The organism is Halomonas shengliensis (assembly GCF_900104135.1).
Lineage (GTDB): Bacteria > Pseudomonadota > Gammaproteobacteria > Pseudomonadales > Halomonadaceae > Halomonas > Halomonas shengliensis.
In genome coordinates this window covers 273389-297464 of sequence record NZ_FNIV01000001.1, presented here as the reverse complement: position 1 = coordinate 297464, position 24076 = coordinate 273389, and the positions used below count along the sequence as shown (strand labels likewise).

20 protein-coding genes are annotated in these 24076 nt (G+C 69.7%); 11 read left to right on the top strand and 9 right to left on the bottom strand.

What is annotated here, in order from left to right; translation table 11 throughout:
* Positions 1-79: 79 nt before the first annotated feature.
* The gene (locus tag BLP95_RS01375; protein ID WP_089676397.1) at positions 80-1678 is read right to left on the bottom strand and encodes a solute:sodium symporter family transporter; all 1599 of its coding nucleotides are present in this window, start codon (positions 1676-1678) and stop codon (positions 80-82) included.
* A 252-nt stretch (positions 1679-1930) separates the two neighbouring features.
* Here BLP95_RS01375 and BLP95_RS01370 point away from each other — a divergent pair, with 252 nt between their 5' ends.
* Genes BLP95_RS01370 through BLP95_RS01360 form a run of 3 tightly spaced genes read left to right on the top strand, consistent with a single transcriptional unit; the run spans position 1931 to position 5096 of the window.
* Positions 1931-2794 (top strand): putative selenate ABC transporter substrate-binding protein, encoded by an 864-nt coding sequence (locus tag BLP95_RS01370; protein ID WP_089676396.1) that lies wholly within the window; start codon positions 1931-1933, stop codon positions 2792-2794.
* 8 nt (positions 2795-2802) lie between these two features.
* A complete protein-coding gene (locus BLP95_RS01365) occupies positions 2803-3576 on the top strand; it encodes an ATP-binding cassette domain-containing protein (protein ID WP_089676395.1) in 774 nt (257 codons plus the stop codon).
* Positions 3573-5096, top strand: a complete 1524-nt coding sequence (locus BLP95_RS01360) for an ABC transporter permease (protein WP_245678651.1) — start codon at positions 3573-3575, stop codon at positions 5094-5096. The genes BLP95_RS01365 and BLP95_RS01360 overlap by 4 nt, the downstream gene beginning before the upstream one ends.
* A 28-nt stretch (positions 5097-5124) precedes the next feature.
* On the opposite strand, the gene BLP95_RS01355 is transcribed toward BLP95_RS01360, so the two are convergent.
* Both BLP95_RS01355 and BLP95_RS01350 read right to left on the bottom strand, forming a co-directional pair.
* Complete coding sequence (locus BLP95_RS01355; RefSeq protein WP_089676394.1) at positions 5125-5487, bottom strand: RidA family protein; 363 nt, start codon at positions 5485-5487, stop codon at positions 5125-5127.
* 169 nt (positions 5488-5656) lie between these two features.
* Entirely contained in the window at positions 5657-7159 is a 1503-nt protein-coding gene (locus BLP95_RS01350; protein WP_089676393.1) for a carbohydrate porin, read from the bottom strand.
* Positions 7160-7500: 341 nt separating this feature from the next.
* Here BLP95_RS01350 and BLP95_RS01345 point away from each other — a divergent pair, with 341 nt between their 5' ends.
* The 6 genes from BLP95_RS01345 (at position 7501) to BLP95_RS01320 (ending at position 14609) form a co-directional block, all read left to right on the top strand.
* A complete protein-coding gene (locus BLP95_RS01345) occupies positions 7501-8802 on the top strand; it encodes an ABC transporter substrate-binding protein (RefSeq protein ID WP_089676392.1) in 1302 nt (433 codons plus the stop codon).
* Between the two features lie 14 nt (positions 8803-8816).
* On the top strand, positions 8817-9791 hold the full coding sequence (locus tag BLP95_RS01340; RefSeq protein ID WP_089676391.1) for a carbohydrate ABC transporter permease: 975 nt from the start codon (positions 8817-8819) through the stop codon (positions 9789-9791).
* Positions 9788-10630, top strand: coding sequence for a carbohydrate ABC transporter permease (locus BLP95_RS01335; RefSeq protein ID WP_089676390.1), 843 nt, complete (start codon positions 9788-9790; stop codon positions 10628-10630). Before BLP95_RS01340 ends, BLP95_RS01335 begins: the two co-directional genes overlap by 4 nt.
* A gap of 20 nt (positions 10631-10650) precedes the next feature.
* Positions 10651-12273 carry an alpha-glucosidase family protein gene (locus BLP95_RS01330; RefSeq protein ID WP_089676883.1) on the top strand — a complete coding sequence of 541 codons (1623 nt, stop codon included), beginning with the start codon at positions 10651-10653 and terminating at the stop codon, positions 12271-12273.
* Between the two features lie 74 nt (positions 12274-12347).
* Positions 12348-13454, top strand: a complete 1107-nt coding sequence (locus tag BLP95_RS01325) for an ABC transporter ATP-binding protein (RefSeq protein ID WP_089676389.1) — start codon at positions 12348-12350, stop codon at positions 13452-13454.
* Between the two features lie 105 nt (positions 13455-13559).
* Positions 13560-14609 carry a LacI family DNA-binding transcriptional regulator gene (locus tag BLP95_RS01320; protein WP_245678650.1) on the top strand — a complete coding sequence of 350 codons (1050 nt, stop codon included), beginning with the start codon at positions 13560-13562 and terminating at the stop codon, positions 14607-14609.
* 79 nt (positions 14610-14688) lie between these two features.
* Here BLP95_RS01320 and BLP95_RS01315 read toward each other — a convergent pair whose 3' ends face one another.
* The 6 genes from BLP95_RS01315 to BLP95_RS01290 all read right to left on the bottom strand — a co-directional run bounded on the left by BLP95_RS01315 (position 14689) and on the right by BLP95_RS01290 (position 21498).
* The gene (locus tag BLP95_RS01315) at positions 14689-15543 is read right to left on the bottom strand and encodes a universal stress protein (RefSeq protein ID WP_089676388.1); all 855 of its coding nucleotides are present in this window, start codon (positions 15541-15543) and stop codon (positions 14689-14691) included.
* 63 nt (positions 15544-15606) lie between these two features.
* A complete protein-coding gene (locus BLP95_RS01310) occupies positions 15607-17097 on the bottom strand; it encodes a SulP family inorganic anion transporter (protein WP_089676387.1) in 1491 nt (496 codons plus the stop codon).
* Between the two features lie 317 nt (positions 17098-17414).
* Positions 17415-18293: a DMT family transporter gene (locus tag BLP95_RS01305; protein ID WP_089676878.1), complete on the bottom strand. Its 879-nt coding sequence runs from the start codon at positions 18291-18293 to the stop codon at positions 17415-17417.
* A gap of 104 nt (positions 18294-18397) precedes the next feature.
* Positions 18398-19201 (bottom strand): slipin family protein, encoded by an 804-nt coding sequence (locus tag BLP95_RS01300; RefSeq protein WP_089676386.1) that lies wholly within the window; start codon positions 19199-19201, stop codon positions 18398-18400.
* A 54-nt stretch (positions 19202-19255) separates the two neighbouring features.
* Positions 19256-20704 carry an NfeD family protein gene (locus BLP95_RS01295; RefSeq protein WP_245678649.1) on the bottom strand — a complete coding sequence of 483 codons (1449 nt, stop codon included), beginning with the start codon at positions 20702-20704 and terminating at the stop codon, positions 19256-19258.
* 191 nt (positions 20705-20895) lie between these two features.
* Positions 20896-21498, bottom strand: a complete 603-nt coding sequence (locus tag BLP95_RS01290; protein ID WP_143004389.1) for a hypothetical protein — start codon at positions 21496-21498, stop codon at positions 20896-20898.
* A 198-nt stretch (positions 21499-21696) separates the two neighbouring features.
* Here BLP95_RS01290 and BLP95_RS01285 point away from each other — a divergent pair, with 198 nt between their 5' ends.
* Positions 21697-22776 (top strand): phosphotransferase, encoded by a 1080-nt coding sequence (locus BLP95_RS01285; protein WP_089676384.1) that lies wholly within the window; start codon positions 21697-21699, stop codon positions 22774-22776.
* Between the two features lie 2 nt (positions 22777-22778).
* Entirely contained in the window at positions 22779-24053 is a 1275-nt protein-coding gene (locus BLP95_RS01280; RefSeq protein ID WP_089676383.1) for an ABC transporter substrate-binding protein, read from the top strand.
* Positions 24054-24076: the final 23 nt, after the last annotated feature.

The following is a 24076-nucleotide window of genomic DNA, read 5'->3' as shown; positions in this document are numbered from 1 at the left end:
GGAAAGCCTAGAGCGGTGCTTCCTACGACAGCCTTTATGCCACCACCCCAGCGGGCACCCGGCGGGGCGGTGGCTCTCCTCAGGCGCCGGCGAAGGCGGCGTAGATGATCACCACCAGCACCACCAGCACGCTGCCCACCGGCACCGCACCCCTCCAGGGGGTGAGATCCACCGCCTGGACGTCCTCGTGGACCCAGGGGGTCTCGCGCGGACGCAGCTTGCCGATCAGCAGCATCAGCGCCACCAGCAGCACGAACACCAGCGCCACGAAGTGGAACTCGTGCATGATCACCGGCAGCCTGTTGAAGGGCGGCACGAAGTACCCCGCGGCGATCAGCAGGCAGCCGCCCACCAGGGCGATCTTGGCGGCCATGGGCGGCACCCGGCGAGTCAGCAGGCCGACCACCACCACCGCCAGGATCGGAATGAAGTAGATGGCGTTCATCTTCTGCAGGTAGCCGAACAGGCTCTCCTGGCCGGCCAGCAGTGGGGCGATGATCATGGTGACGGCAGCCATGATCCAGCCGAACACCTTGCCCGACCTCACCACCTGCTCCTCGCTGGCGTCCTTGTTGAGCACGCCCTTGTAGATGCCGAGGCTGAAGATGGTGGTGGTGCTGTTGAGCGCCGAGTTGAACGACGACAGGATGGCGCCCACCATCACCGCGGCGAAGAAGCCGGTGAGGTAGGGCGGCAACACGTTGAACACCAGCTGGCCGTAGGCCTCGTCGGCGCGCACGCCCTGGTCGGCATAGAGGTGGTAGGCGATGATCCCCGGCAGCACCAGGTAGAGCGGCCCGAGCAGCTTGAAGAAGCCGGTCAGCAGCACCCCCTTCTGCCCTTCCGCCAGGTTCCTGGCGGCGAAGGTGCGCTGGATGATCTGCTGGTTGGTGGTCCAATAGAAGACGTTGATCAGGAAGACACCGGTGAACAGGGTAAAGAAGGGCACCTGCTGCTCGGCGCCGCCGATGGAATTGAGCTTCTCCGGATGGCTCTCCTTGAGGAGGTTCCAGCCCTCCAGCACCCCGCCGCCATCGCTGACCGCCTGCAGGCCGAAGTAGACGATGACGAAGCCGCCCACCAGCAGCCCCACGCCGTTCAGGGTGTCGGAGACGGCGACGGTACGCAGGCCGCCGAACAGCGCGTAGATGGCGCCGATGATGCCCACCACCCAGACGGTGAGCCACAGCAGCACCGTGGGCGACTGGATGCCGGTCAGCCCCTGCAGGTCGAGCATGCCCTGCAGCCCCATGGCGCCGGAGTAGAGGATGATCGGCAGCAGGATCACCGCGTAGGCGATCAGGAAGATCACGTTGGTGATCAGCTGGGTGCCGCGGTCGAAGCGGATCTCCAGCAGCTGCGGCAGGGTGGCGATACCGCTTCTCAAGAAGCGCGGCAGGAAGAACAGCGCCAGCGCCACCAGGGCGATCACCGCCACCACCTCCCAGGCCATCACCGAGAGGCCATCGGCGAAGGCGGCGCCGTTGAGGCCCACCATCTGCTCGGTGGAGAGGTTGGTCATCAGCAGCGAGCCGGCGATCAGCGGGAAGGTCAGGGTGCGCCCGGCCAGGAAGTAGCCGCTGGTGCTCGAGTGGTCGTCGCGGCGCGTGATGCGCCAGGTGATGAAGGCGACCAGCCCCGTGAAGAACAGGAAGGACGCCAGGGTGAGGGCGTGCATGGGAGACTCCTTCGAGTCGGTTTGGGTGGGCCGGCCGGGCGGCGCACGACCGGCCATGTCTGACATTGAAATGATCACGACATTCTAGCCACCTGAATCGTGTGAAATACCCGACCTTGGTCGAAGTTTCGCCATTAATATTGGTAAGTTTACGTACCCACGCCCGCCTACCTGCCGTCGGCCGGGCCTGCCCTTGCCAGGCCCGGCCGAGAGGGGAACAATAGCCGCCTCACTTCTTCCAGGAGCCACACCATGCGCCGGATCGCCCTCCTCGCCGCCCTCGCCCTGCCGCTGTTCGCCGCCCAGGGCGCGGCGGCCGAGACCTTCCGCTTCACCGCCATCCCCGACGAGGACCAAGCGCGCCTGGTGGAGCGCTTCGGCAAGGTGGCGGACTACCTCGAGGAGCGCCTCGGCGTGGAGGTGGAGTACGTGCCGGTGAAGTCCTACGGCGCCGCCGTGACCGCCTTCCGCAACGACCAGGTACAGCTGGCCTGGTTCGGTGGCCTCTCCGGCGTCCAGGCGCGTCGCCTGGTGCCGGGCTCGCGGGCCATCGCCCAGGGCAGCGAGGACGCCCGCTTCCAGAGCTACTTCATCGCCCACGAGTCCACCGGGCTCGAGCGGGCCGAGACGCTGCCCGAGGCGATCGAGGGCATGAGCCTCACCTTCGGTGCCCGCACCTCCACCTCCGGGCGGCTGATGCCGGAGCACTTCCTGCGCCAGCGCTTCGACGACGCCGACCCCGAGGCGTTGTTCTCCCGGGTCGGCTACTCCGGTGACCACTCGCGCACCATCGCCCTGGTGGAGGCCGGCACCTGGGACCTGGGGGCGATGAACTACAGCGTGTGGGACGCCGCGGTGGCCGACGGCCGCGTGGATACCGACAAGGTCTCGGTGATCTGGGCGACACCCGAGTATCCCGACTACAACTGGACGATCCGCGGCGACGCCGATGAACGCTTCGGCGAGGGCTTCGGCGACGAGGTCCAGGCCGCCTTCCTGGAGATGGAGGACCCCGAGCTGCTAGGCGCCTTCCCCCGTGAGGGCTTCATCGCCGCCGACAACGCCCTCTACGCGCCCATCGAGGAGGTCGCGGAAGCCCTCGGGCTGCTGCGCTGAGCCGCGCCATGGAGAGCGAGCAATGCGGCCTCCCGGCCGGCGAGGCGCTGGTCAGCTTAGTCCACGAGGACCTCGGCCACGCTGACCACGTAGTGCTGCCAGGGCTCTCCCTCAGCCTCTACCCGGGGGAGCGGGTGGCGCTGCTCGGCCAGAGCGGCGCCGGCAAATCGACCCTGCTCGCCGCCCTGCGTGCCCGCCTAGGGCGCGAGGCCGCCTGGTGCCCCCAGCACCACGGCCTGGTGCCTCAGCTCGCCGTCTACCACAACGTCTACATGGGGCGATTGCCCGAGCGCTCGGCGCTGGCCAACCTCTGGAACCTGGTGCGACCGCTGCGCGGCCCCTGGCAGGAGGTGGGCGAGCTGTGCGCCCTGCTCGGCCTGGCGGGACTGGAGCGGCGCCCCGTGGCGCACCTCTCCGGCGGCCAGCGTCAGCGGGTGGCCATCGGCCGCGCCCTCTACCAGGGGCGGCCGGTATTCCTGGGCGACGAGCCGGTAGCCAGCGTCGACCCCCACCAGGCGTGGCGGCTGCTCGACCTGATCGACGCCCGTCACGCCACCGCGGTGGTGGCGCTGCACCAGCGCGAGCTGGCGCTGTCGCGCTTCGACCGCGTCTGGGGGCTGCGCGATGGGCGCCTGGTGCTGGACGCCCCGGCGGCCGACCTGAGCCTGGCCGACCTCGACACCCTCTACCCCGACGCTTCGCCCAACACGGCCCACGCCGAGCCCGACCCACCCTCCACACCCGGTCCGGAGATACTGCCCTGCTCGCGGGGCCGCCCATGAGCCGCGCCCTCGCCGAACGCCTGGGGCACGGCCGCCACTGGTGGCGCGGCGCCACCCCCGGGCTGCGTCTCGCCCGCCACACCCTGGGGCTGGTCGCCCTGGCGGTGCTGCTGATGCCCTTCGCCGACCTGGCGATCCACACCCGCGACCCCTGGGCGGAACTGGGTCGCATGGCCCTGGGCCTGGCCTGGCCCGCCTGGGGCTCGCTCGAGTCGCCGCTCACCGCCATCGGCCTCACCGTGGCGGTGGCGCTGTGGGGCACCCTGGCCGGGGTGGTGCTGGGCATCCCGCTGGCGCTGCTCTTCGCCCGCTCGCGCCTGGTGCGCGCCGGTTGCGCCTTCGTGCGCGCCATCCACGAGCTGTTCTGGGCGCTGCTCTTCCTGCAGGTGTTCGGGCTCTCGGCGCTCACCGCCCTGGCGGCGCTGGCGATCCCCTACGCCGGCATCTTCGCCAAGGTCTACGCCGAGATCCTCGAGCAGGTGCCGCGCGCCCCGGGCGACGCCCTGCCGCCAGGCAGCGGGCGGCTGTCGCGCTTCTTCTACGTGGAGCTGCCGCTGGCCTGGACCCAGCTGGTCGGCTACACCCGCTACCGCTTCGAGTGCGGGCTGCGCGCCAGCGTGTTGCTCGGCTTCGTGGGGCTGCCGACCCTGGGCTTCCACCTCGAGACCGCCTTCCGCGAGGGGCGCTACCACGAGGCCGGCGCCCTACTGTGGCTCTTCTACCTGCTGATCGCCGCCCTGCCCTGGTGGAGCCACCGGCGGCTGATCCCGCTGCTGCTGGTGGGCGGCGCCTGGCTGCTGGGCCCCTGGCCCGAGGTGGACGGTGCCCTGCTGTGGCGCTTCGTCTCCCAGGACATCTGGCCGGCGGCGCTGCTCGCCGGCGACGCGGCGGGCCTGGCCGCCTGGTTCGCCGACATCCCGGAACTCGCCCCGGCCATCGGCAACACCCTGCTGCTGGGGCTGCTGGGCACCGTGGGGGCGCTGGCGGTGGCCCTGGTGCTGTGGCCGCTGGCCTGCCGCCACTTCGGCAACCCCGTGACACGACTCGCCGGCAGCGGCCTCTTGATCGTGCTGCGCTCCACCCCGGAGCTGATGCTGGCCTTCCTCTTCCTGCTGCTGCTGGGCCCCTCGCTGCTGCCCGCCTGGCTCGCCCTGGCGCTGCACAACGGCGCACTGATCGCCTTCCTGGTGGCGCGCCACGCCGACGCCCTCTCCCCCGGCATGCCGGGGCTGCCGGCCTCGGGCCGCTACGCCTACGAGCTGCTGCCGCGGCTCTACCCGGGGCTGCTGGCACTGCTCTACTACCGCGCCGAGGTGATCCTGCGCGAGACGGCGATCCTGGGGATGCTGGGGGTGGCGACGCTGGGGTTTTACATCGAGGGGAGCTTCGAGTACCTGATGTTCGACGTCGCCTTCTTCCTGCTGCTGGTCACCGCCGGACTCAACATCGCGGTCGACGCCCTCTCGCGGCGGCTTAGGCCGCGCGAGGGTGCCCTGCTGGACGACCCCTGCGCCCGCTGAGGGCACAGGAGCGGCGATGCGCCGGGGCTCAGTCGCCCTTCACGGCGGCGGTGACGGTGACCTCCACCCTGAGCTCGTCGGCGGGCATGGGGGCGCAGACGCAGGTGCGCGCCGGAGCATGGCCGCTGGGTACCCAGGCGTCCCACACCGCGTTCATGGCGGCGAAGTCGTGGCCGTCCTTCAGGTAGAGGGTGGCGGTGAGCAGGTGCTCGCGGTCGCTGCCGATCTCCTCGAGCAGGGCATCGACGCGGGCGAGCATGCTCTCGGTCTGGGCGGTGATGTCGCCATGGCGCGCCTCGGGGCCGGCCACCTGGCCGCACAGGTAGGCGATGCCGTTGTGGATCACGGCGCGGCTCATGCGCGCCTTGGTGTCGTGGCGTTGGAGGGTCATGGGCGTACTCCTGGTGAGGGGGAAAGACGCCCGAGATTATCGCCGCTTCGCCGGGGTGCGTCGATGGGCGATGCCCACCATCAAAAGGCCCGCGACAGGGGCCGCGGGCAAGCATCGAGACGACTGCCGAAAGGAAGACGGGCGCCGGACGCTGCCGGCGCCGGTCGGCTCAGAACCAGACCTCGGTCTGCACGCCGAAGGTCCACTGGCTGCCGGTGAAGCCCTCCTTGCCCAGGGCGTCGTCGTCACTGTAGCCGTCGAGCTCCTCGTCCCAGTCGCTCCAGGAGGCGAACAGGCGGATCTCCGGGCGCTGCCAGAAGCCGCCCACCTCAGGCTTGAAGGTCGGGGCGAGGGTCAGCTTGGTGTAGTCCCCCTCGACGGCGCGGTTGCCACCATGGCCCCGGGGGTCGAGGTCCATCCACTGGTAGCTCGCCTCGTACTGCAGCTCGAAGTTCTCGGTCAGCTCGTTGGCCAGGCGCACGTTGAAGGTGGCCCAGTCGTACTGGTCGCCGTCGACATAGCGGTCCTCGCTGGTCTCGGCGAGGATGGCCGGGGCCACGCGCCAGCGGGGCGCCAGGTAGGTGGTGCCGTAGAGGGCCAGCCGGGTGGAGGTGGCCTCGTCGGTCAGGTCACCGTTGGCGCCCAGCCCCTTGACCTCGGCGCCCAGTCCCTGGCCGTGGAGCACGGCGGCCTTGAAGTTCCCCTCGGCGAGGCCGAAGAAGCTGTCGCCATGGTAGGCCACCATGGTATGGAAGCCGGATTCCGCGGCCTCCTGACCCTGGCCGATGTCCCGCTCCTCGTTGTCGGCGGCGGACATGCCGTTGACCATCCACTGCCAGTTTCCGAAGTAGTTGTTGGAGGTCAGGATCAGGTTGTCGGTGTCGCCGGTGTCGTCAGGGTTCTCGCTGTCGACCCGGTAGTCGGAGAAGCTGCGGCCATAGAGCGAGAGGTTGGAGGTCCAGCTCTCGGCCAACTGCATGTCGTAGATGCCGGCGCCGGTACCGGAGAGGAAGACCACGTCGCTGTCGAGCCAGTGGATGTCGAAGTTGTCGCGGTCGAAGCGCTTGCCGGCCCAGATCGAGGCGTTCTCGAAGGCGCCGCTGAAGCTCGGCAGGTCACTGAACTCGGCGTAGACCTGGCGGACATTGAGGTTCGACTCCTCGGCGGTCCAGTCGTTGCTGGTGGTCACCCCGTCGGCCAGCATGGTGGTGTACCTGGCCCTGGCACCGTTGTCGAAGCGCATGCGGTAGTTGAGGATCGCCTCGGCGTAGGTATCCGGCTCGTTGCCCAGGCGTCCCACGGCACCGCCCTGGGCGCCCGCCGGGGTGAGGTAGGGGCCACCCTCGGCGCTCTTGCCGTCCTCGCCGATCAGCAGGCCGGAGCGAGCGTAGGCATTGAAGGAGAAACCCTCCTCGCCGCTGGCCTGGCGCTCGACCCGGGCCAGGCGCTGTTCGACCTCTTCCGACGACAGGCGATCCGCGGCCTGCCGCTCGGCCAGCTCGGCACGCTCCTCGGCGGCATCGGCGCGCTGCTCGGCGGCGGCGATGCGCGCCTCCAGCTCGGCCAGGCGAGCCTCGAGATCGGAGGGCTGGGCGGAGGCGGTGCCGGTCAGGGCGAGGCCGGCGGCGGCCACGGCGATGGCCAGCGGGGTCTTGAAGATGACGCGGTTCATGATGATGCATCCCTTGTTGTTGTGAAGGCGTTGGTCACAGGGGCGGGCGATGAGACAACCAGCCGGGCTCCCTCGCCCCGGGCGCCGAGAGACGACGCGACAGCGAAAACTTAATCGTTTAAGCGGCCAGCAACAACGCGGAATGCCCCCTTTTCGACCAATGTCTTAATCGTTTCAGTCTGCTTAGGATGCCAGCCGAATTGCGACAAAAGTCTAGGTTGATGCGTCCCGGCCGGTGGTCTTAACTGTCGCCACGAACTTAATCGTTTAAGACCTGCGGCGAGTGGCGCACTGCCGCTCGCCCCGGCCCCACAACAACAAGCCACGACGAGGACATTGCCATGCTCAAGAAGCCACTGATCACCGCCATCGTCCTGGGCGGCGCCAGCCTCTCCGGCACCGGCCAGGCCCAGGCGGCGGACCTCACCATCTCCTGCGGCGCCGTCGGCGCGGAGCTGACCCTGTGCGAGCAGGGCGTCGCTCGCTGGGAGGCGCAGACCGGCCACGAGGTCGACATCGTCTCCACCCCCAACTCCTCCACCGAGCGCCTGTCGCTCTACCAGCAGATCCTCTCCGCCCAGTCCAGCGACATCGACGTGATGCAGATCGACGTGGTGTGGCCGGGCCTGCTGGCCAACCACCTGCTCGACCTCGGCGAGGCGCTGGGCGAGGACGCCGCCGCGGGGCACTTCGAGACCATTGTCGCCAACAACACCATCGACGAGCGCCTGGTGGCGATGCCCTGGTTCACCGATGCCGGGGTGCTCTACTACCGCAAGGACCTGCTCGAGGCGCATGGCGTCGCGGCCCCCGAGACCTGGGAACAACTGACCGAGATCGCCACCGAGATCCAGGCCGCTGAGCGCGAGGCCGGCAACGACCGGATGTGGGGCTACGTCTTCCAGGGCCGTGCCTACGAGGGGCTGACCTGCAACGCCCTGGAGTGGATCGCCAGCTACGGCGGCGGCACCATCGTCGATGCCGAGGGCGAGATCACCATCGACAACGCTCAGGCCGCGGAGGCGCTGGACCTCGCCGCCAGCTGGATCGGCAACATCTCGCCGAAAGGCGTGCTCAACTACACCGAGGAGGAGGCCCGCGGCATCTTCCAGAGCGGCAACGCGGTGTTTATGCGCAACTGGCCCTATGCCTGGTCGCTGGCCCAGAGCGAGGAGAGCAACGTGCGCGACAAGGTCGGCGTGGTCAAGCTGCCCCACGGCGGCGAGGGCCCCAACGCCGCGGCTTCGGGCGGCGAAAACCGCAGCGCCGCCACCCTGGGCGGCTGGAACCTCGCCGTGTCCCGCTACACCGAGAACCCGGAGCTCGCCGCCGACCTGGTGGCCTTCCTGACCGGCGAGGCGGAGCAGAAGCGCCGCGCCATCGAGGGCGCCTACAACCCCACCCTGGCCGCCCTCTACGAGGACGAGCAGGTGCTCGCCGCCGTGCCCTTCTTCGGCACCCTCTACGACACCTTCACCAACGCCGTAGCACGCCCCTCCGCCCCCACCGGCGACAACTACGGCCGGGTCAGTAACAGCTTCTTCAACGCCGTGCACCAGGTGCTCTCCGGTGACCAGAGCGGCGCCGAGGCCGTCTCCCAGGTGGACAGCGAACTCTCCCGCATCAAGCGTCGCCGCTGGTAACCCAGGAGGTCCTCATGTCGACTCCCGCCACTCAAGGCGCGCCCCGGGTGGGGCGCGCCGCGCCGGCCGGCTACCGCGGCACCAAGGTGCGCCGTCAGCGGGTCCGTGCCGCCTGGCTGTTCCTTCTGCCCATGCTGGTGACGCTGGCCCTGGTCGCCGGCTGGCCGCTGCTGCGCACCTTCTACTTCAGCTTCACCGATGCCTCGCTGTCGGATACCGCCGGCGCCGCCTTCATCGGCTTCGAGAACTACCTGGTCCATGACGACGGCGCCTGGTACGGCCTGCTCACCGACCCGGTGTGGTGGACCTCGGTGTGGAACACCCTCTTCTTCAGCGTCGTCTCGGTGTCGCTGGAGGTAGTGTTCGGCATCATCGTCGCCCTGCTGCTCAACGCCGAGTTCAAGGGGCGCATGCTGGTGCGCGCCGCGGTGCTGATCCCCTGGGCGATCCCCACCATCGTCTCGGCCAAGATGTGGGCCTGGATGCTCAACGACCAGTTCGGGATCATCAACCACCTGCTGATGGGGATCGGTATCATCGACGCGCCCATCGCCTGGACCGCCAGCGCCAGCTATTCCATGTGGGCGGTGATCATGGTCGACGTGTGGAAGACCATCCCCTTCGTCGCCCTGCTGGTGCTGGCCGCCCTGCAGATGCTGCCCAGGGACTGCTACGAGGCCGCCGAGGTGGACGGCATCCATCCGGTCAAGGTGTTCTTCCGGGTGACCCTGCCGCTGATCACCCCGGCCCTGCTGGTGGCGGTGATCTTCCGCCTGCTCGACGCCCTGCGGGTGTTCGACGTGATCTACGTGCTCACCTCCAACTCCACCAGCACCATGACCATGTCGATCTATGCCCGCCAGCAGCTGGTCGAGTTCCAGGACGTCGGCTACGGCAGTGCCGCCTCGACGATGCTGTTCCTGATCATCGCCCTGGCCGTGGTGATCTACCTCTACCTGGGCCGCCGCCAACTGGGAGTCGACCAATGAACCGCTATCAGCTGACCAAGCTCGCCAAGCGGGTCGGGTTCTATGCCCTGATCGCCGTGGTGCTGGTCTACGCCATCTTTCCCTTCTACTACGCGGTGATCACCTCGCTGAAACCCTCGAGCGAGCTGTTCACCGTGAGCTACTGGCTCGATTCGCTGGACCTCTCCAACTACGTGACGATCTTCAGCGAGGGCAGCTTCGTACGTGCCATCCTCAACTCCGTCATCGTCTCGCTCTCCGTGGTCTTCATCGCCCTGCTGCTCGGTATCACCGCCTCCTATGCGCTGGGCCGGGTGCGCTTCCGCGGCCGGGGCACGGTGATGCTGGTGATCCTCGGGGTCTCGATGTTTCCCCAGGTGGCGGTGCTCTCCGGGCTCTTCGAGGTGATCCGCGGGCTCGGCCTCTACAACAACCCGGCCGGCCTGATCCTGAGCTACACCATCTTCACCCTGCCCTTCACCGTCTGGGTGCTGACCACCTTCATGAAGCAACTGCCCATGGAGCTTGAGGAGGCGGCGATCATGGACGGCGCCACCCCCTGGGTGACCATCACCCGGGTGTTCCTGCCGCTGATGTGGCCGGCCATGGCCACCACCGGCCTGCTGGCCTTCATCGCCGCCTGGAACGAGTTCCTGTTCGCCCTGACCTTCACCCTCACCGACGACCAGCGCACCGTGCCGGTGGCGATCGCCCTGATCTCCGGCGGCAGCCAGCACGAGCTGCCCTGGGGGCCGATCATGGCCGCCTCGGTGACCGTCACCGTGCCGTTGGTGGTGCTGGTGATGATCTTCCAGAAGCGCATCGTCTCCGGCCTCACCGCCGGCGCCGTCAAAGGATGAACCGACACATGGACCCCAAGATGCAAGACAACCTGACCTGGTGGCGCGGCGGCGTCATTTACCAGATCTATCCGCGCAGCTTCCTCGACGCCAACGGCGACGGCATCGGCGACCTGCCGGGCATCACCGAGAAGCTGGACTACGTGGCCTCGCTTAACGTGGACGGCATCTGGCTGTCGCCCTTCTTCACCTCGCCGATGCTCGACTTCGGCTACGACGTCAGCGACTACCGCGACGTCGACCCGATGTTCGGCACGCTCGAGGACTTCAAGGCGCTGCTGACCCGGGCCCATGCGCTGGGCCTGAAGGTGATGATCGACCAGGTGATCAGCCACTCCTCGGACCAGCATCCCTGGTTCCAGGAGAGCCGCGCCGATCGCACCAACGCCAAGGCCGACTGGTACGTGTGGGCCGACCCCAAGCCCGACGGCACCCCCCCCAACAACTGGCTGTCGATCTTCGGCGGGCCGGCCTGGACCTTCGACTCGCGGCGGCGCCAGTACTACCTGCACAACTTCCTGGCCAGCCAGCCGGACCTCAACTTCCACCATCCCGAGGTCCGTCAGGCGCAGCTGGACAACCTGCGTTTCTGGCTGGAGTTGGGCGTCGACGGCTTCCGCCTGGACACCGTCAACTTCTACTTCCACGACGCCACCCTCGCCGACAACCCGCCGGTGCCGGCGGGCGCGGCCAAGACCCTGGGCGCCCCGGAGTCGAACCCCTACACCTGGCAACGCCACGTCCATGACATCAGCCGCCCGGAGAACCTCGACTTCCTGCGCGAGCTGCGCGCGCTGATGGACGAGTACCCCGGCACCACCACCGTGGGCGAGATCGGCGACGACACCCCCCTCGAACGCATGGCCGAGTACACCGCCGGCGGCGACAAGCTGCACATGGCCTACACCTTCGACCTGCTCAACGCCCCCCACTCGGCGGCCTACCTGCGGGAGGTGATCGAGCGCTTCCAGCACCTGGCCGGCGACGCCTGGCCCTGCTGGGCGACCTCCAACCACGACGTGGAGCGCAGCGCCAGCCGCTGGGGCGCCGGCGAGGATCCGCTGGCCTATCCCAGGGTGGCCCTGGCGATGCTCTTCTCGCTGCGCGGCAGCGTCTGCCTCTACCAGGGCGAGGAGCTCGGCCTGCCGGAGGCCGAGGTGCCCTTCGAGCGCATCCAGGACCCCTACGGCAAGGTGCTGTGGCCGGAGTTCAAGGGCCGCGACGGCTGCCGTACCCCCATGCCCTGGGAGCCGAGCGCGGATGCCGGCTTCACCGCCCCGGGCGTCGAGCCCTGGCTGCCGGTGGACGAGCGTCACCTGGCCGTGGCCGTGTCGCGCCAGCAGGAGGACCCCGCCTCGGTGCTCAACGCCACCCGCCGCCTGCTGGCCTTCCGCAGCGAGCACCCGGCGCTGGTCGCGGGTGAGCTGACCCTGGTGGACGTGGGTGAGGCGCTGCTCGGCTTCGTGCGTGAAGGCGAGGGGGAGCGGCTGCTGTGCGTGTTCAACCTCACCGGCGAGCCCCGCTCGACGCGGCTGCCCCTGGCGGTGGAGGCGCCACTCGAGGGCCACGGCTTCGCCGCCGAATGCGACGGCGACACCCTGCACCTGCCGCCCTACCAGGCGGCCTACTACCGGCTGGCCTGACCCGCGCCACCGGCATCCGACAAGACGCCGGCCCGGGCAGCGCCCACGGGCTCCGGGTCGGCAAGGAGAGAACAATGGCAAGCGTCACCCTGAACAGGATCAACAAGGTCTTCGGTCGCGACCACATCATCAAGGACGTCGACCTGGCGATCGGCGATGGCGAGTTCGTGGTCTTCGTCGGTCCCTCGGGCTGCGGCAAGTCGACCCTGCTGCGGCTGATCGCCGGGCTCGAGTCGATCAGCGACGGCGAGCTCGCCATCGGCGACACGGTGGTCAACGACCTGCCGCCCCGGGAGCGCGGCGTGGGCATGGTGTTCCAGTCCTACGCCCTCTACCCGCACATGACGGTGTACGAGAACATGGCCTTCGGCCTCAAGCTGGCCAAGGAGAGCCAGGAGACCATCGAGGAGCGGGTGATGGCCACCGCGCGCATCCTGCAGCTCGAGGAGCTCTTGCACCGCAAGCCCAAGGCGCTCTCCGGCGGCCAGCGCCAGCGTGTCGCCATGGGCCGCGCCATGGCCCGGGAGCCACGCATCCTGCTGTTCGATGAGCCGCTCTCCAACCTGGATGCCTCGCTGCGGGTGCAGATGCGCAACGAGATCGCCCGGCTGCACAACCGCCTTGGCTCGACGATGATCTATGTGACCCACGACCAGGTGGAGGCGATGACCCTGGCCGACAAGATCGTGGTGCTCAACGGCGGTCGGGTGGAGCAGGTGGGCAGCCCCCACGAGCTCTACCAGCGCCCGCTCACCCGCTTCGTCGCCGGCTTCATCGGCTCGCCGACCATGAACTTCCTGCCGGCGACCCTGGTGACCGGCGACGCCGACGGCTGCCGGGTACGCACCGCGGGCATCGGCGAACTGGCGCTGCCCCAGGACGCCAGCGGCCGCCGCGCCGACGAGGCCCTGACCCTGGGCGTGCGCCCCGAGCACCTGCGCCTGGCCGAGGCCAGCGGCGACAACGCCTTCGAGATCGTCAACGTCGAGTACCTGGGCAACGAGGTCTACGTCTACCTGGAGCCCCGCGACGGCGACACCCTGCTGATCCATCGCAGCGAGGCGCCCAGCCGCTGGCAGGAGGGGCAACGCGTCGCCCTGGTGCCGGACCCCGAGCATCTCCACCTGTTCGATACGGCGGGCCACGCCCTGCCTGCCCGGCCCCGCCGTGCCGCGGCCTGAGGGCGGCCCGGCCCGCCGTGAGGCGCCCCGGACTGGCAAAGTCGCGGGCCAGCGGCTAGCATAGCAGGCTAACTGAATCGTTCCAGAAGGCGAAGGATCCGCACCGTGACCCACTCACGCCGCATGACCCTGAAGGACCTGGCCCGCGAACTCGGCGTCTCCACGGCGACGGTCTCCAACGCCTTCAACCGCCCGGACCAGCTCTCGCCGGCCCTGCGCGAGCGCATCCTCGGTGAGGCCAGCCGGCTGGGCTACCGTGGCCCCGATGCCAAGGCGCGCAGCCTGCGCACCGGGCGTTCGCGGATCATCGCGGTGATCCTCGCCGAGAGCCTCACCTACAGCCTCAACGACCCGGTGGCCAGCGAGTTCCTCTCCGGGGTCGCCGAGGTCCTCGATGCCCAGGGGCACACCCTGCTGCTGCTCTCCTCGCGCCAGGCCCAGGGGCTGCTGCCGGGCTCCGCCAGCATGGCCGACGGCTTCATCGTCTACGGCCTGATGCCCAGCGGCGACCTGCTCGACACCCTGCCGGCCCAGGCGCCGCTGGTCTCGGCGGACTTCGACATCGCCGGCCGCCCCTCGGTCCACGTGGACGACGAGCCGGCCTGCTACGGGATCGCCCGCCACGCCCTGCGCCGGCCGCCACGGCGCCCGGGCATCATCAACCTGCGCCTCACCGCCGAGCCCTGCAACGGGCGCGTCACACCCGACCACACCCTGCTCGGGCCCGAGCAGACCATCACCCGCTCGCGCCTCATCGGCTTCCATCGTGCCCTCGAGGAGGCCGGCTTCGCCCCCGACCAGGTGCCGATGTGGAACATCGAGGAGAACACCTTCCCGGTGTGCGAACCGGTGATCGCCGGGATCCTTGACCTGCCCGAGGAGGAGCGGCCGGACCTGCTGCTGTGCATGTCCGATCGCATCGCCCTCACCGCGCTGACGCTCGCCGAGCGCCGCGGCCTGCGCATCCCCGAGGACCTGCGCCTGACCGGCTTCGACGGCATCGCCGAAGGGCAGTATCGCTCGCCGCGCCTGACCACGGTGCGCCAGGACAGCACCGAGAAGGGGCGCATCGCCGCACGCATGATCCTCGGCCTCGTCCCCGCCGAGCCCAGCCTGCTGGCCACCGAGCTGATCGTCGGCGAGAGCTGCCCCTAGGCCGCAAGGCACGACGCCCCGGGCCATGCGGCTCCGGGGCGACGTTGTCGCGCCGGAAAGGCGGACCGGTTCGGCAACCTCAGCGCAGCAGCAGCACCGGCCCCCTGGCCTTGCGCAGCATGGCGGTGGTGGTGCTGCCCACCAGCAGGTGGCGGATGCGCGAGTGGCCGTAGGCGCCCATCACCAGCAGGTCGATGCCGTGCTCCTCCAGGTAGCCGCGCAGGGTCGCCTCCACCTCGCCGGCGCGGATGGCGCCCTCGGCCGCGTGGCCGGCTTCGCGCAGGGTCTTGAGTGCCCAGTCGAGCTGGGAGCGGTTGTCGCCGGTCTCGGCACCGACGATCACCACATGCACCGGGATGCCCGCGAAGAGCGGACTCTTGGCCAGCATCTCCACCCCCTTGCGGGTGGTCTTGCTGCCGTCGAAGGCCAGCATCACCTTCTCGGGACACTGGTAGGTGTGGGGCACCATCAGGATCGGGCGATGCAGGCTGCGCACCACCCGCTCCAGGTTGGAGCCCAGGTGGCCGCTGTCTTGATGGGCGGTCTCGCCGCGCTTGCCTACCACCAGCAGGCGGATCTCGTCGGCCAACTCCTCGAGGGTCTCCACCAGGGTGCCGTTGCGCTGGCGGCCGGCGGGCTCGGCGACGCCTTTCTCCACGGCGCGCTCCCGGGCCGCCTTGAGCATCAGCCGGCCCTGCTCCTGGGCCACCCTGGCCCGCTTCTCCTCCAGCTGGGAGAGCTCCTCCAGCAGGTGTTCCCGCGCCCCCAGGCCGATGTTGCCGGAGAGGTCGGCCTCGGCGGTCTGGGGGTGGTTGTCGTTCACGTGCAGGAAGGTCAGCGGGGCCTCGAGGGCCCGGCTTGCCCAAGCGGCGTAGTCGCACACCCCTTCCGAGAACCTGGAGCCATCGATGGCGGCCATTACCTGTTCGGTCATCGTCTTGTCCTGATACTGGCGTGTCGGGTCAGGGTGTCACGTTCTCCCTGATCATAGCGGCCGTCAATGGCCGCCCATCAGCTTCTCCACCGCCTCGGGGTCGTCGTGCACCGCGTAGCGGTCGACGATGGTGGCGCTGGCCTCGTTGAGGCCGACCAGCTCCACCCGGGTGCCCTCGCGGCGGAACTTGATCACCACGCGGTCCAGCGCCTGGACGGCGGTGATGTCCCAGAAGTGGGCGCGGGAGAGGTCGATGGTGACCCTGGCTACCGTCTCCTTGAAGTCGAAGGCGTTGCCGAAGCGCTCGGAGGAGGCGAAGAACACCTGGCCCACCACCCGGTAGACGCGCGCCTCGCCGTCGTCGGCCTCCTCGCTGCCCACGTAGAGGATATTGCCCACCTTGTTGGCGAAGTTCATGGCGGCGAGCAGCACGCCCACGAAGACGCCGATGGCCAGGTTGTGGGTGCCCACGGTCACCGCCACGGTGGCCAGCATGACGAGGTTGGTGCTCATGGGGTGCTTCTTCAGGTCACGGATCGACTCCCAGCTGAAGGTGCCGATGGAGACCATGATCATCACCGCCACCAGCGCCGCCATGGGGATCCGCGAGACCCAGTCGGACAGGAACACGACCATCAGCAGCAGCGCCACGCCAGCCACCAGGGTGGAGAGCCGCGTCCGCCCGCCCGACTTGATGTTGATCACCGACTGGCCAATCATCGCGCAGCCCGCCATGCCGCCGATCAGGCCGGTGCCGATGTTGGCCAGGCCCTGGCCCTTGCACTCGCGGTTCTTGTCGCTCGGGGTATCGGTGAGGTCGTCGACGATGGTGGCGGTCATCATCGACTCCAGCAGGCCCACCACGGTGAGCATCACCGAGTAGGGCAGGATGATCATCAGGGTCTCGAGGTTGAGCGGCACCTCGGGCCACAGGAACACCGGCAGGCTGTCGGGCAGCTCGCCCATGTCGCCCACCGTGCGAATCTCCATGCCGGTGGCCAGGTAGACGGCGGTGAGCACCAGGATGCAGACCAGCGGGGAGGGCAGCGACTTGCCGATCACCGGCAGGTAGGGGAAGCCATAGATGATCGCCAGGCCCGCCGCGGTCATGGCGTAGACGTGCCAGGTCACGCCGGTCAGCTCCGGCAGCTGGGCCATGAAGATCAGGATCGCCAGGGCGTTGACGAAACCGGTGACCACCGAGCGCGACACGAAGCGCATCAGGTCGGCGAGGCGCAGATACCCGGCGAGGATCTGCAGCACCCCGGTGAGCAGGGTGGCGGCCAGCAGGTACTGAAGGCCATGCTCCTTGACCAGGGTGACCATCAGCAGCGCCATGGCGCCGGTGGCGGCCGAGATCATCCCGGGGCGACCGCCGGCGAAGGCGATGATCACCGCCATGGAGAAGGAGGCGTAGAGGCCCACCTTGGGGTCGACCCCGGCGATGATGGAGAAGGCGATCGCCTCGGGGATCAGCGCCAGGGCGACGACGATCCCCGAGAGGGTGTCGCCCTTGAGGTTGGAGAACCAGCTCAGTTTCATCTTTTCGTACATGCTGCGGTCCGGTCAGGGGGGATGGAGGGGCCGTGAGGCGTTGGAGCCTGTCGATCACGCGCCGTGGCCGCCCCGACGAGGGGGCGGTGGCCGAAGACCGCACGGGGAGCGGGCGTGAGTCGCGAGCCAGGAGGGCGCGCCGAGGCGCCCGGGACATCAGGATGATGTCGTGCGATGACGCATCGAGGACGGCGTCATCGCCGAGGGATAGGAGGGGTGCGCTAGGGCGGCGTGACCAGCCCTGCCAGGGGAGTCATCATGTGCATCGGGCTCATCAGACGAAGGTCCAAGGCTGCGGGTGACGGAAAAGCGGCATTCTAGCAGGGCTCGTGCTGCGCTGCACCCAGCGCCCGCTGGCGACGCTCGACCCGCCGGTCCACCAGTCCCTTCGCCAGCAGGCTGCCGAGCACCAGGGCGCCGCCGGCGAAGGCGGCCGGCGTCGGGCGCTCGCCGAGCAGCCACCACACCCAGAGCGTGCCGACCACCACCTCCAGCAGCATCAGCAGCCCCACCTCGGCGGCGGGCAGGTAGAGCGGCCCCCGCTGCAGCAGGGTGAAGCCCAGTGGCAGCAGGCCCAGGCAGAGCAGCAGCAGCCACCCCAGGGTGTCGCCGGCGGGCAGCGTGAGGCCGGGGCCCGTCAGGCCATGGAGCGCCGCGAGGGCCGCCACGATCAGCCCCGCCAGGGTCAGCATGGGGCTCATGTCGACGCCCTGGCGGGTGCGGCAGAGGGTGAAGTTGGCCGCCATGGCGGTGGCGGCGAGCAGGGCGAAGGCGTTGCCCTGCCAGGAGCCGACCCCGGCGTCGTCCAGGGCGATCAGCGCGATGCCCACCAGGCAGGCGAGGATCGCAAGCCAGGTGCGCCGGGGCAGGCGTTCCTGCAGGAAGCACCGGGAGAGCAGCGCGGCGATCAGCGGGGCACCGGCCAGGATCATCAGCACGTTGCCGCCGCGGGTGTACTGGTTGCCCAGCACGAAGCCGAAGGTAGAGAGGCTGAAGAGCAGCGCCACGCCGATGCCGGTCCAGCCGCAGCGGCGGTAGGCGGCGAGCGCCCCGCGCCCGTGGCGGGCGACCACGATGGCGATGAAGCCCAGCGCGGTGAGCAGGCCGCGCCAGACCAGGATCTCGGCGTCGGGCAGGCCGATCACCTTGATCAGCAGGGCGTCGGGGGAAATGATCAGGGCGCCGCCGCCGGTCATCAGCAGGCCCTGCTGGCGGCGGCCGAGGGGGGAAGGCGTCAAGGCAACCTCGTGGACGGACAGGGCGCCTCAGGATGCCATGATGGCCCCGCCTTGGCACGGGGTCAGGCCGGGTCGCCGTCCTCGTCGGCGCCGGGACGCGGCGCCGGACGGTTCGCCGCGGAGGCCTGCATATGCTTGAAGGCCTCCATGATGTCCATGGGCAGCGGGAAGACGATGGTCGAGGCGTTCTTGTTGCTCATGTCGCTCATGGTCTGCAGGTAGCGCAGCTGCAGCGCGGCGGAGTTCTCGGCCATGACATTGGCCGCCTCGACCAGCTTGCGCGAGGCCTGCAGCTCGCCTTCGGCGTGGATCACCTTGGCGCGCCGCTCGCGCTCCGCCTCGGCCTGGCGGGCGATGGCGCGGATCATGCTCTCGTCGAGGTCGACATGCTTGATCTCGACGTTGGCTACCTTGATGCCCCAGTTCTCCGCCGAGGCATCGATGATCTCCTGGATGTCGTCGTTGAGCTTGTCGCGCTCGGAGAGCATCTCGTCGAGGTCGTGCTTGCCGAGCACCGAGCGCAGCGTGGTCTGGGCCAGCTGGCTGGTGGCCTGGGTGAAGTTCTCCACCTGGATGATCGCCTTCTCGGGGTCCACCACCCGGAAGTAGAGCACCGCGTTGACCTTGACGGTGACGTTGTCCCGCGAGATCACGTCCTGTTCGGGCACGTCCATGGTCACCACCCGCAGGTCGACCACCTCCATCTTCTGGATGCCCGGGATGATGATGATCAGCCCCGGCCCCTTCACCGACTGGAAGCGCCCCAGGAAGAACACCACCCCGCGCTTGTACTCCGGCAGGATGCGGATCGAGGCGGCGAGCAGCATCACCACCAGCACCACGGGAACGAGATAGGAAATCAGCATGGTTGCCACTCCTTGAAGGATCGGGAGACGGCGGATGCCGTTTCCCGGCTTGCGTTACCCGGACGACGCCAGCGGCGCCACCTCCAGGGTCAGGCCGTCCACCGCGGTGACCCGCAGCGTCTGGCCCCGGCTCACCGGCTCGCTGGCGCGGGCGTTCCAGCGCTCGCCCATCAGGCGCACATGGCCGCTGCCGGAGAAGTCCTCCAGCGCCACGGCCTCGTGGCCGATCAGCTCCTCCTGCCCGGTGCGGGCGCGCCGCCGACGCAGGCCGGCGAAGCGCATCAGCACCCACAGCATCAGCGCCGAGGCGATCAGTGCCACGCCGCCGATCAGCGGCAGCGAGAGTCTCAGGTTCTCCGCGTCCATCAGAATCACCGATCCGATCACGAAGGCGGCGATGCCGCCGATACCGAGGATGCCGAAGCTGGGCATCAGCGCCTCGCCCACGATCAGCGCCAGCCCCACCAGGATCAGCGCCAGGCCGGCATAGTTCACCGACAGCACCTGGAAGGCGAAGAGCGCCAGCAGCAGACAGATGATGCCGATGGTGCCCGGCACCAGGCTGCCCGGGTTGGCCAGTTCGAAGATCAACCCATAGAAGCCGATGATCATCAGGAAGTAGGCGACGTTGGGGTCGGTGATCACCGAGAGCAGCTCGGTGCGCCAGTCGGGAGCGAAGCGCTCGATGGCGAGTCCTGCGGTGGCGAGGGTGCGCTCGCCCGCCTCCATCACCACCGTGCGCCCATCGATCTTCGCCAGCAACTCGTCGAGGTCCCGGGCCATCACGTCGATGACGTTCGCCTCGAGCGCCGCCTCGGCGGTGAGGTTGACCGCCTCGCGCACCGCCGCCTCGGCCCAGTCGGCGTTGCGGCCGTGACGCTCGGCCAGGCCGCGGATATAGGCCACGGCGTCCTCGAGCACCTTGCGCTCCATGGCGGTCTCGCCGCGGCGGGGCGCGTCGCTCGCCTCGCCGTCGGGAGACTGCGGCAGGCCCTCGGCCGCCTCCCCCTCCCCGCTATTGCCTGCCTCGTCGCCCTCGCCGCCGCCGAGGCCCGGCAGGCCGCCGCCGCCCAGCTGCACCGGCGTCGCCGAGCCCAGATGGGTGGCCGGGGCCATGGCGGCGACATGGCTGGCATAGAGCAGGTAGGTGCCGGCGCTGGCCGCCCGGGCGCCGGCCGGGGTGACGTGGATCGCCACCGGCACCGCGGAGGCGAGCATGTCGCGGATCATGTCGCGCATGGCGGCGTCCAGGCCGCCGGGGGTGTCCAGCTCCACCACCACCAGCTCGGCGTCCGCCTCGGCGGCACGCGAGAGCCCGCGCCGGAAGTAGTCGGCGATGGCGGGACCGATGGCCCCCTCCACCGTCATCACCAGCGCCGTGCGCTCGCCCTGCTGTGCCTGGACCGCCGCCTGGCCGGCCAGCAGCAGCACGCCCAGCGCCAGGCAGGCGAGGCTGAACAGCGGCAGGCGACGCCCGAGCAGGGCGGCAAGGCGTGGCATCATGGCGATCATCCCGGCGGTGCCCCCAAGTGGAGGAGGCTCATGGCATGAGAGTCCCGGCGCGCCGCCGGGTTCTGGGCAAGGCGCGCCGTCTGTGACTTCAGCGTAGGCGGCGGGCGAACGGGCTGGCAAACCCCCGTCGCCGGGCGCGACAGCCTGTCGCGCCCGGCGGGATGCCGAGGGCAGGCACCGGCCTAAAGGTCGTGGGACTCGCCGGCGACTCGTTTCTGCACCTCGACCATGTAGGCGGCCAAGGAGGTCAAGGCCTCGCTGCCCCAGGCCAGCGGCTCGGCCTCCATAGGCGCCACCATGCAGATCTGCACCATCTCGTCGGCGTGCACCTGGTTCATGCCGAAGCGGTCGCGCGCCATGGCCACCTCGTGCGGGAAGGGCTGTGCGAAGGTGGCCTGGTAGCCGACATCGTTGCCGTCGCTGCCGTGGCAGCTGGCACAGGCCAGGCCGTTGCCGCTCAGCGAGGTGTCATAGTAGAGCGCCTCGCCGCGGGCCAGCATCTCCCGGGGGTTGTCGCCGGTCTCGCTGTAGGCCGGCGAATACTCCTCGGGCCTTGCCACTGAGGCACTGTCACCGCCCTCGGCTTCGGCTTCTCCCTCGGCTTCAGCTTCTCCCTCGGCATGGGCACTGGCGAGGAACCAGGCTCCCTCCCGGGACTCCAGGGCGTGCTCGTCGTCCACCAGCGAGATGCCCCCCGCCGCCAGGGCGAGGATGGGGACGCTTCCGGCCAGGCCGCGGCGCAGCCGGCCGAGCAGGCGACGGCGTTTGTCGTTATCGTGTGTCATCTGCACTCTCCTTCATCACGTCGGGGATACCCTGGCTTGCTCGAGTCGGGGCGTATCGCCCGCCCCTGCCGCCGGCATGCGGCGATAGGGCTTGGTCTGGCGACGCGGCGGATCCTTACGTTCCCGCCCCGCCGGCTGTAAGGTGCCAGCGCCTGGCCCGACAATGCCTCCATGACGATGCCAACCGCGAGGAGCCCGATGACGTCGATTCCCCCCGTCACCCTTCCCGACTCGCTCGAGGAGGCGCTGACCCGAGCGCTTACCGAGACGGGCCATGACCGCGGGGTGGCCGCGCTGCGCCCCATGGCCGACACCGGCCTGGCCCATCACCACGTCTGGCTCGTGCGCGACGGCGAGGACTGGGTGGCCCGGCTGCCCAAGCAGAGCCAGATGGACCTGTCCCCCCGGGAGAACCTCGCCTACCAGGCCGCCTGCTTCGCGCGGGCCGCCGAGGGCGGCCATGCCCCGGCACTGCACGGCGTGCTGCCGCCCTCGGCGGCGCTGCCCCGCGGTGGCCTGCTGGTGGAGGCCGTGCGCGGCCGCCCGGCGCGGCTCCCCGAGGACCTGCCGGCCATCGCCGAGGCGCTCGCCGCCCTGCACGCCCTGCCGCTGCCCGCCCCCGAGGCGCGTGCGCCGCTGCTGGCCCCCGCCGATCCCTGGCGCGCCATGCGCGACGAGGTCACCACCCAGGCCGAGCACCTCGACGACGCCGGCCTGTCGCCCGAGGTCATCGCCACGCTGCGCGAGGAGCTCACGGCGCTGCCCGCCCGGCTCGGCGACGATGCCACGGCCGAGCCGCGGCTGATCAGCTTCGATGCCCATCCGGGCAACTTCCTGGTTCGCGACGACGGCCGCGCCATGCTGGTGGACCTGGAGAAGTGCCGCTATGGCCTGCCCGGCTTCGACCTGGCCCACGCCAGCCTCTACACCTCCACCACCTGGGACCCGGCCAGCCACGCGGTGCTGGCACCGCCGGCGCTGGCCGACTTCCACCGCCGCTGGATGGCCCGCACCGGCCGGCACTCGGTCGATACCCAGCTCGCCTGTCGCCGCGCCATGTGGCTGTGGTCGCTGACCTGGTGTGCCAAGTGGCGCGCCCGCCAGTCCCGAGCCCGCGACGCCCAGGCCCGCGGCGAGGACTGGTCCGCCGAGCTCAGCGACGCCGCGCTGATCGCCCATGTCCGCGACCGGGTCGACCACTACCTGTCGCTTGCCACCCTCAACCATGTCCGGCGCGAGTTCGACGCGCTGGCCCATGCCCTCAACAAGGACGCCTGACGATGCGCCATCCCCTCTCTCGACCCGCCGCCCGGCTCGCCCCCCTGCTCGCCGGCCTGGCCCTGGCCGCTCCCCTCGCCGCCAGCGCCGCCCCCGACCTCGATGACTGGGGCGCCGTGCGCGACGCGGCCCGCGGCCAGAACGTCTACTGGAACGCCTGGGGCGGCGACACCCGCACCAACGGCTACATCGCCTGGGTGGCGCAGCGCATGGCCGAGCGCCACGGCGTCGAGGTGGTGCACGTCAAGCTCGACGACACCGGCACCGCGGTCTCCCGGGTAGTGGCGGAGAAGGCGGCGGGTAACGTCGACGAGGGCAGCATCGACCTCATCTGGATCAACGGCGAGAACTTCGCCGCCATGCGGGAGCGGGAGCTGCTCTACGGCCCCTTCGCCGAGGCGCTGCCGAACTTCGCCCTGACCCGCCCCGAGGCCAACCCCGAGGTGGTCACCGACTTCACCCTGCCCACCGAGGGCTACGAGTCGCCCTGGGGCAAGGCCCAGATCACCTTCTACTATGACAGCCGTGAGCTCCGCGGGGATAGTGACGAGCTCCGCGGGGACGGCGAGGGGGTGGCGGAGCCGCCCGGCAGCATCGAAGCGCTGCTCGACTGGGCCCGGGCCCACCCCGGGCGCTTCACCTACCCACGCATCCCCGACTTCACCGGCAGCACCTTCCTCAAGCAGGCGCTGATCGCCCTGACCGATCGGCGCGAGGCGCTCTACGCCCCGGTGGAAGAGAGCGACTTCGCGGCGGTGACCGCCCCGCTGTGGGAGTACCTGGACGCCCTTCACCCCCACCTGTGGCGGGACGGCCGCCAGTTCCCGGACTCGGGCCCGGCGCTGCGCGGCCTGATGGGCGACGGCGAGCTGGCCCTGGCCTTCACCTTCTACCCCTCGGAACCGGCCGCCGCGGTGGCGGACTTCGAGCTGCCCGAGAGCACCCGCAGCTACGTGCTGGACGACGGCACCCTGGGCAACGTCCACTTCGTGGCAATCCCCTTCAACTCGCCCCACAAGGCCGGCGCCCTGGTGCTCGCCAACTTCCTGCTCTCCCCCGAGGCCCAGGCCCATAAGCAGGACCTCACCGTATGGGGCGACCGTACCGTGCTCGACGTCGCCCACCTCGACGAGGCGACCCGCTCGCTGTTCGCCATCGACGCCGAGAACCCCGCCATGCTGGCCCCCGAGGCGCTCCACAAGACCCTGGCCGAGCCGCACCCGAGCTGGATGACGGCGCTGCAGGCGGCGTGGCAGGCACGCTACACCGCGCGGTGAGGCGACACGGGCAGGGATTCGGG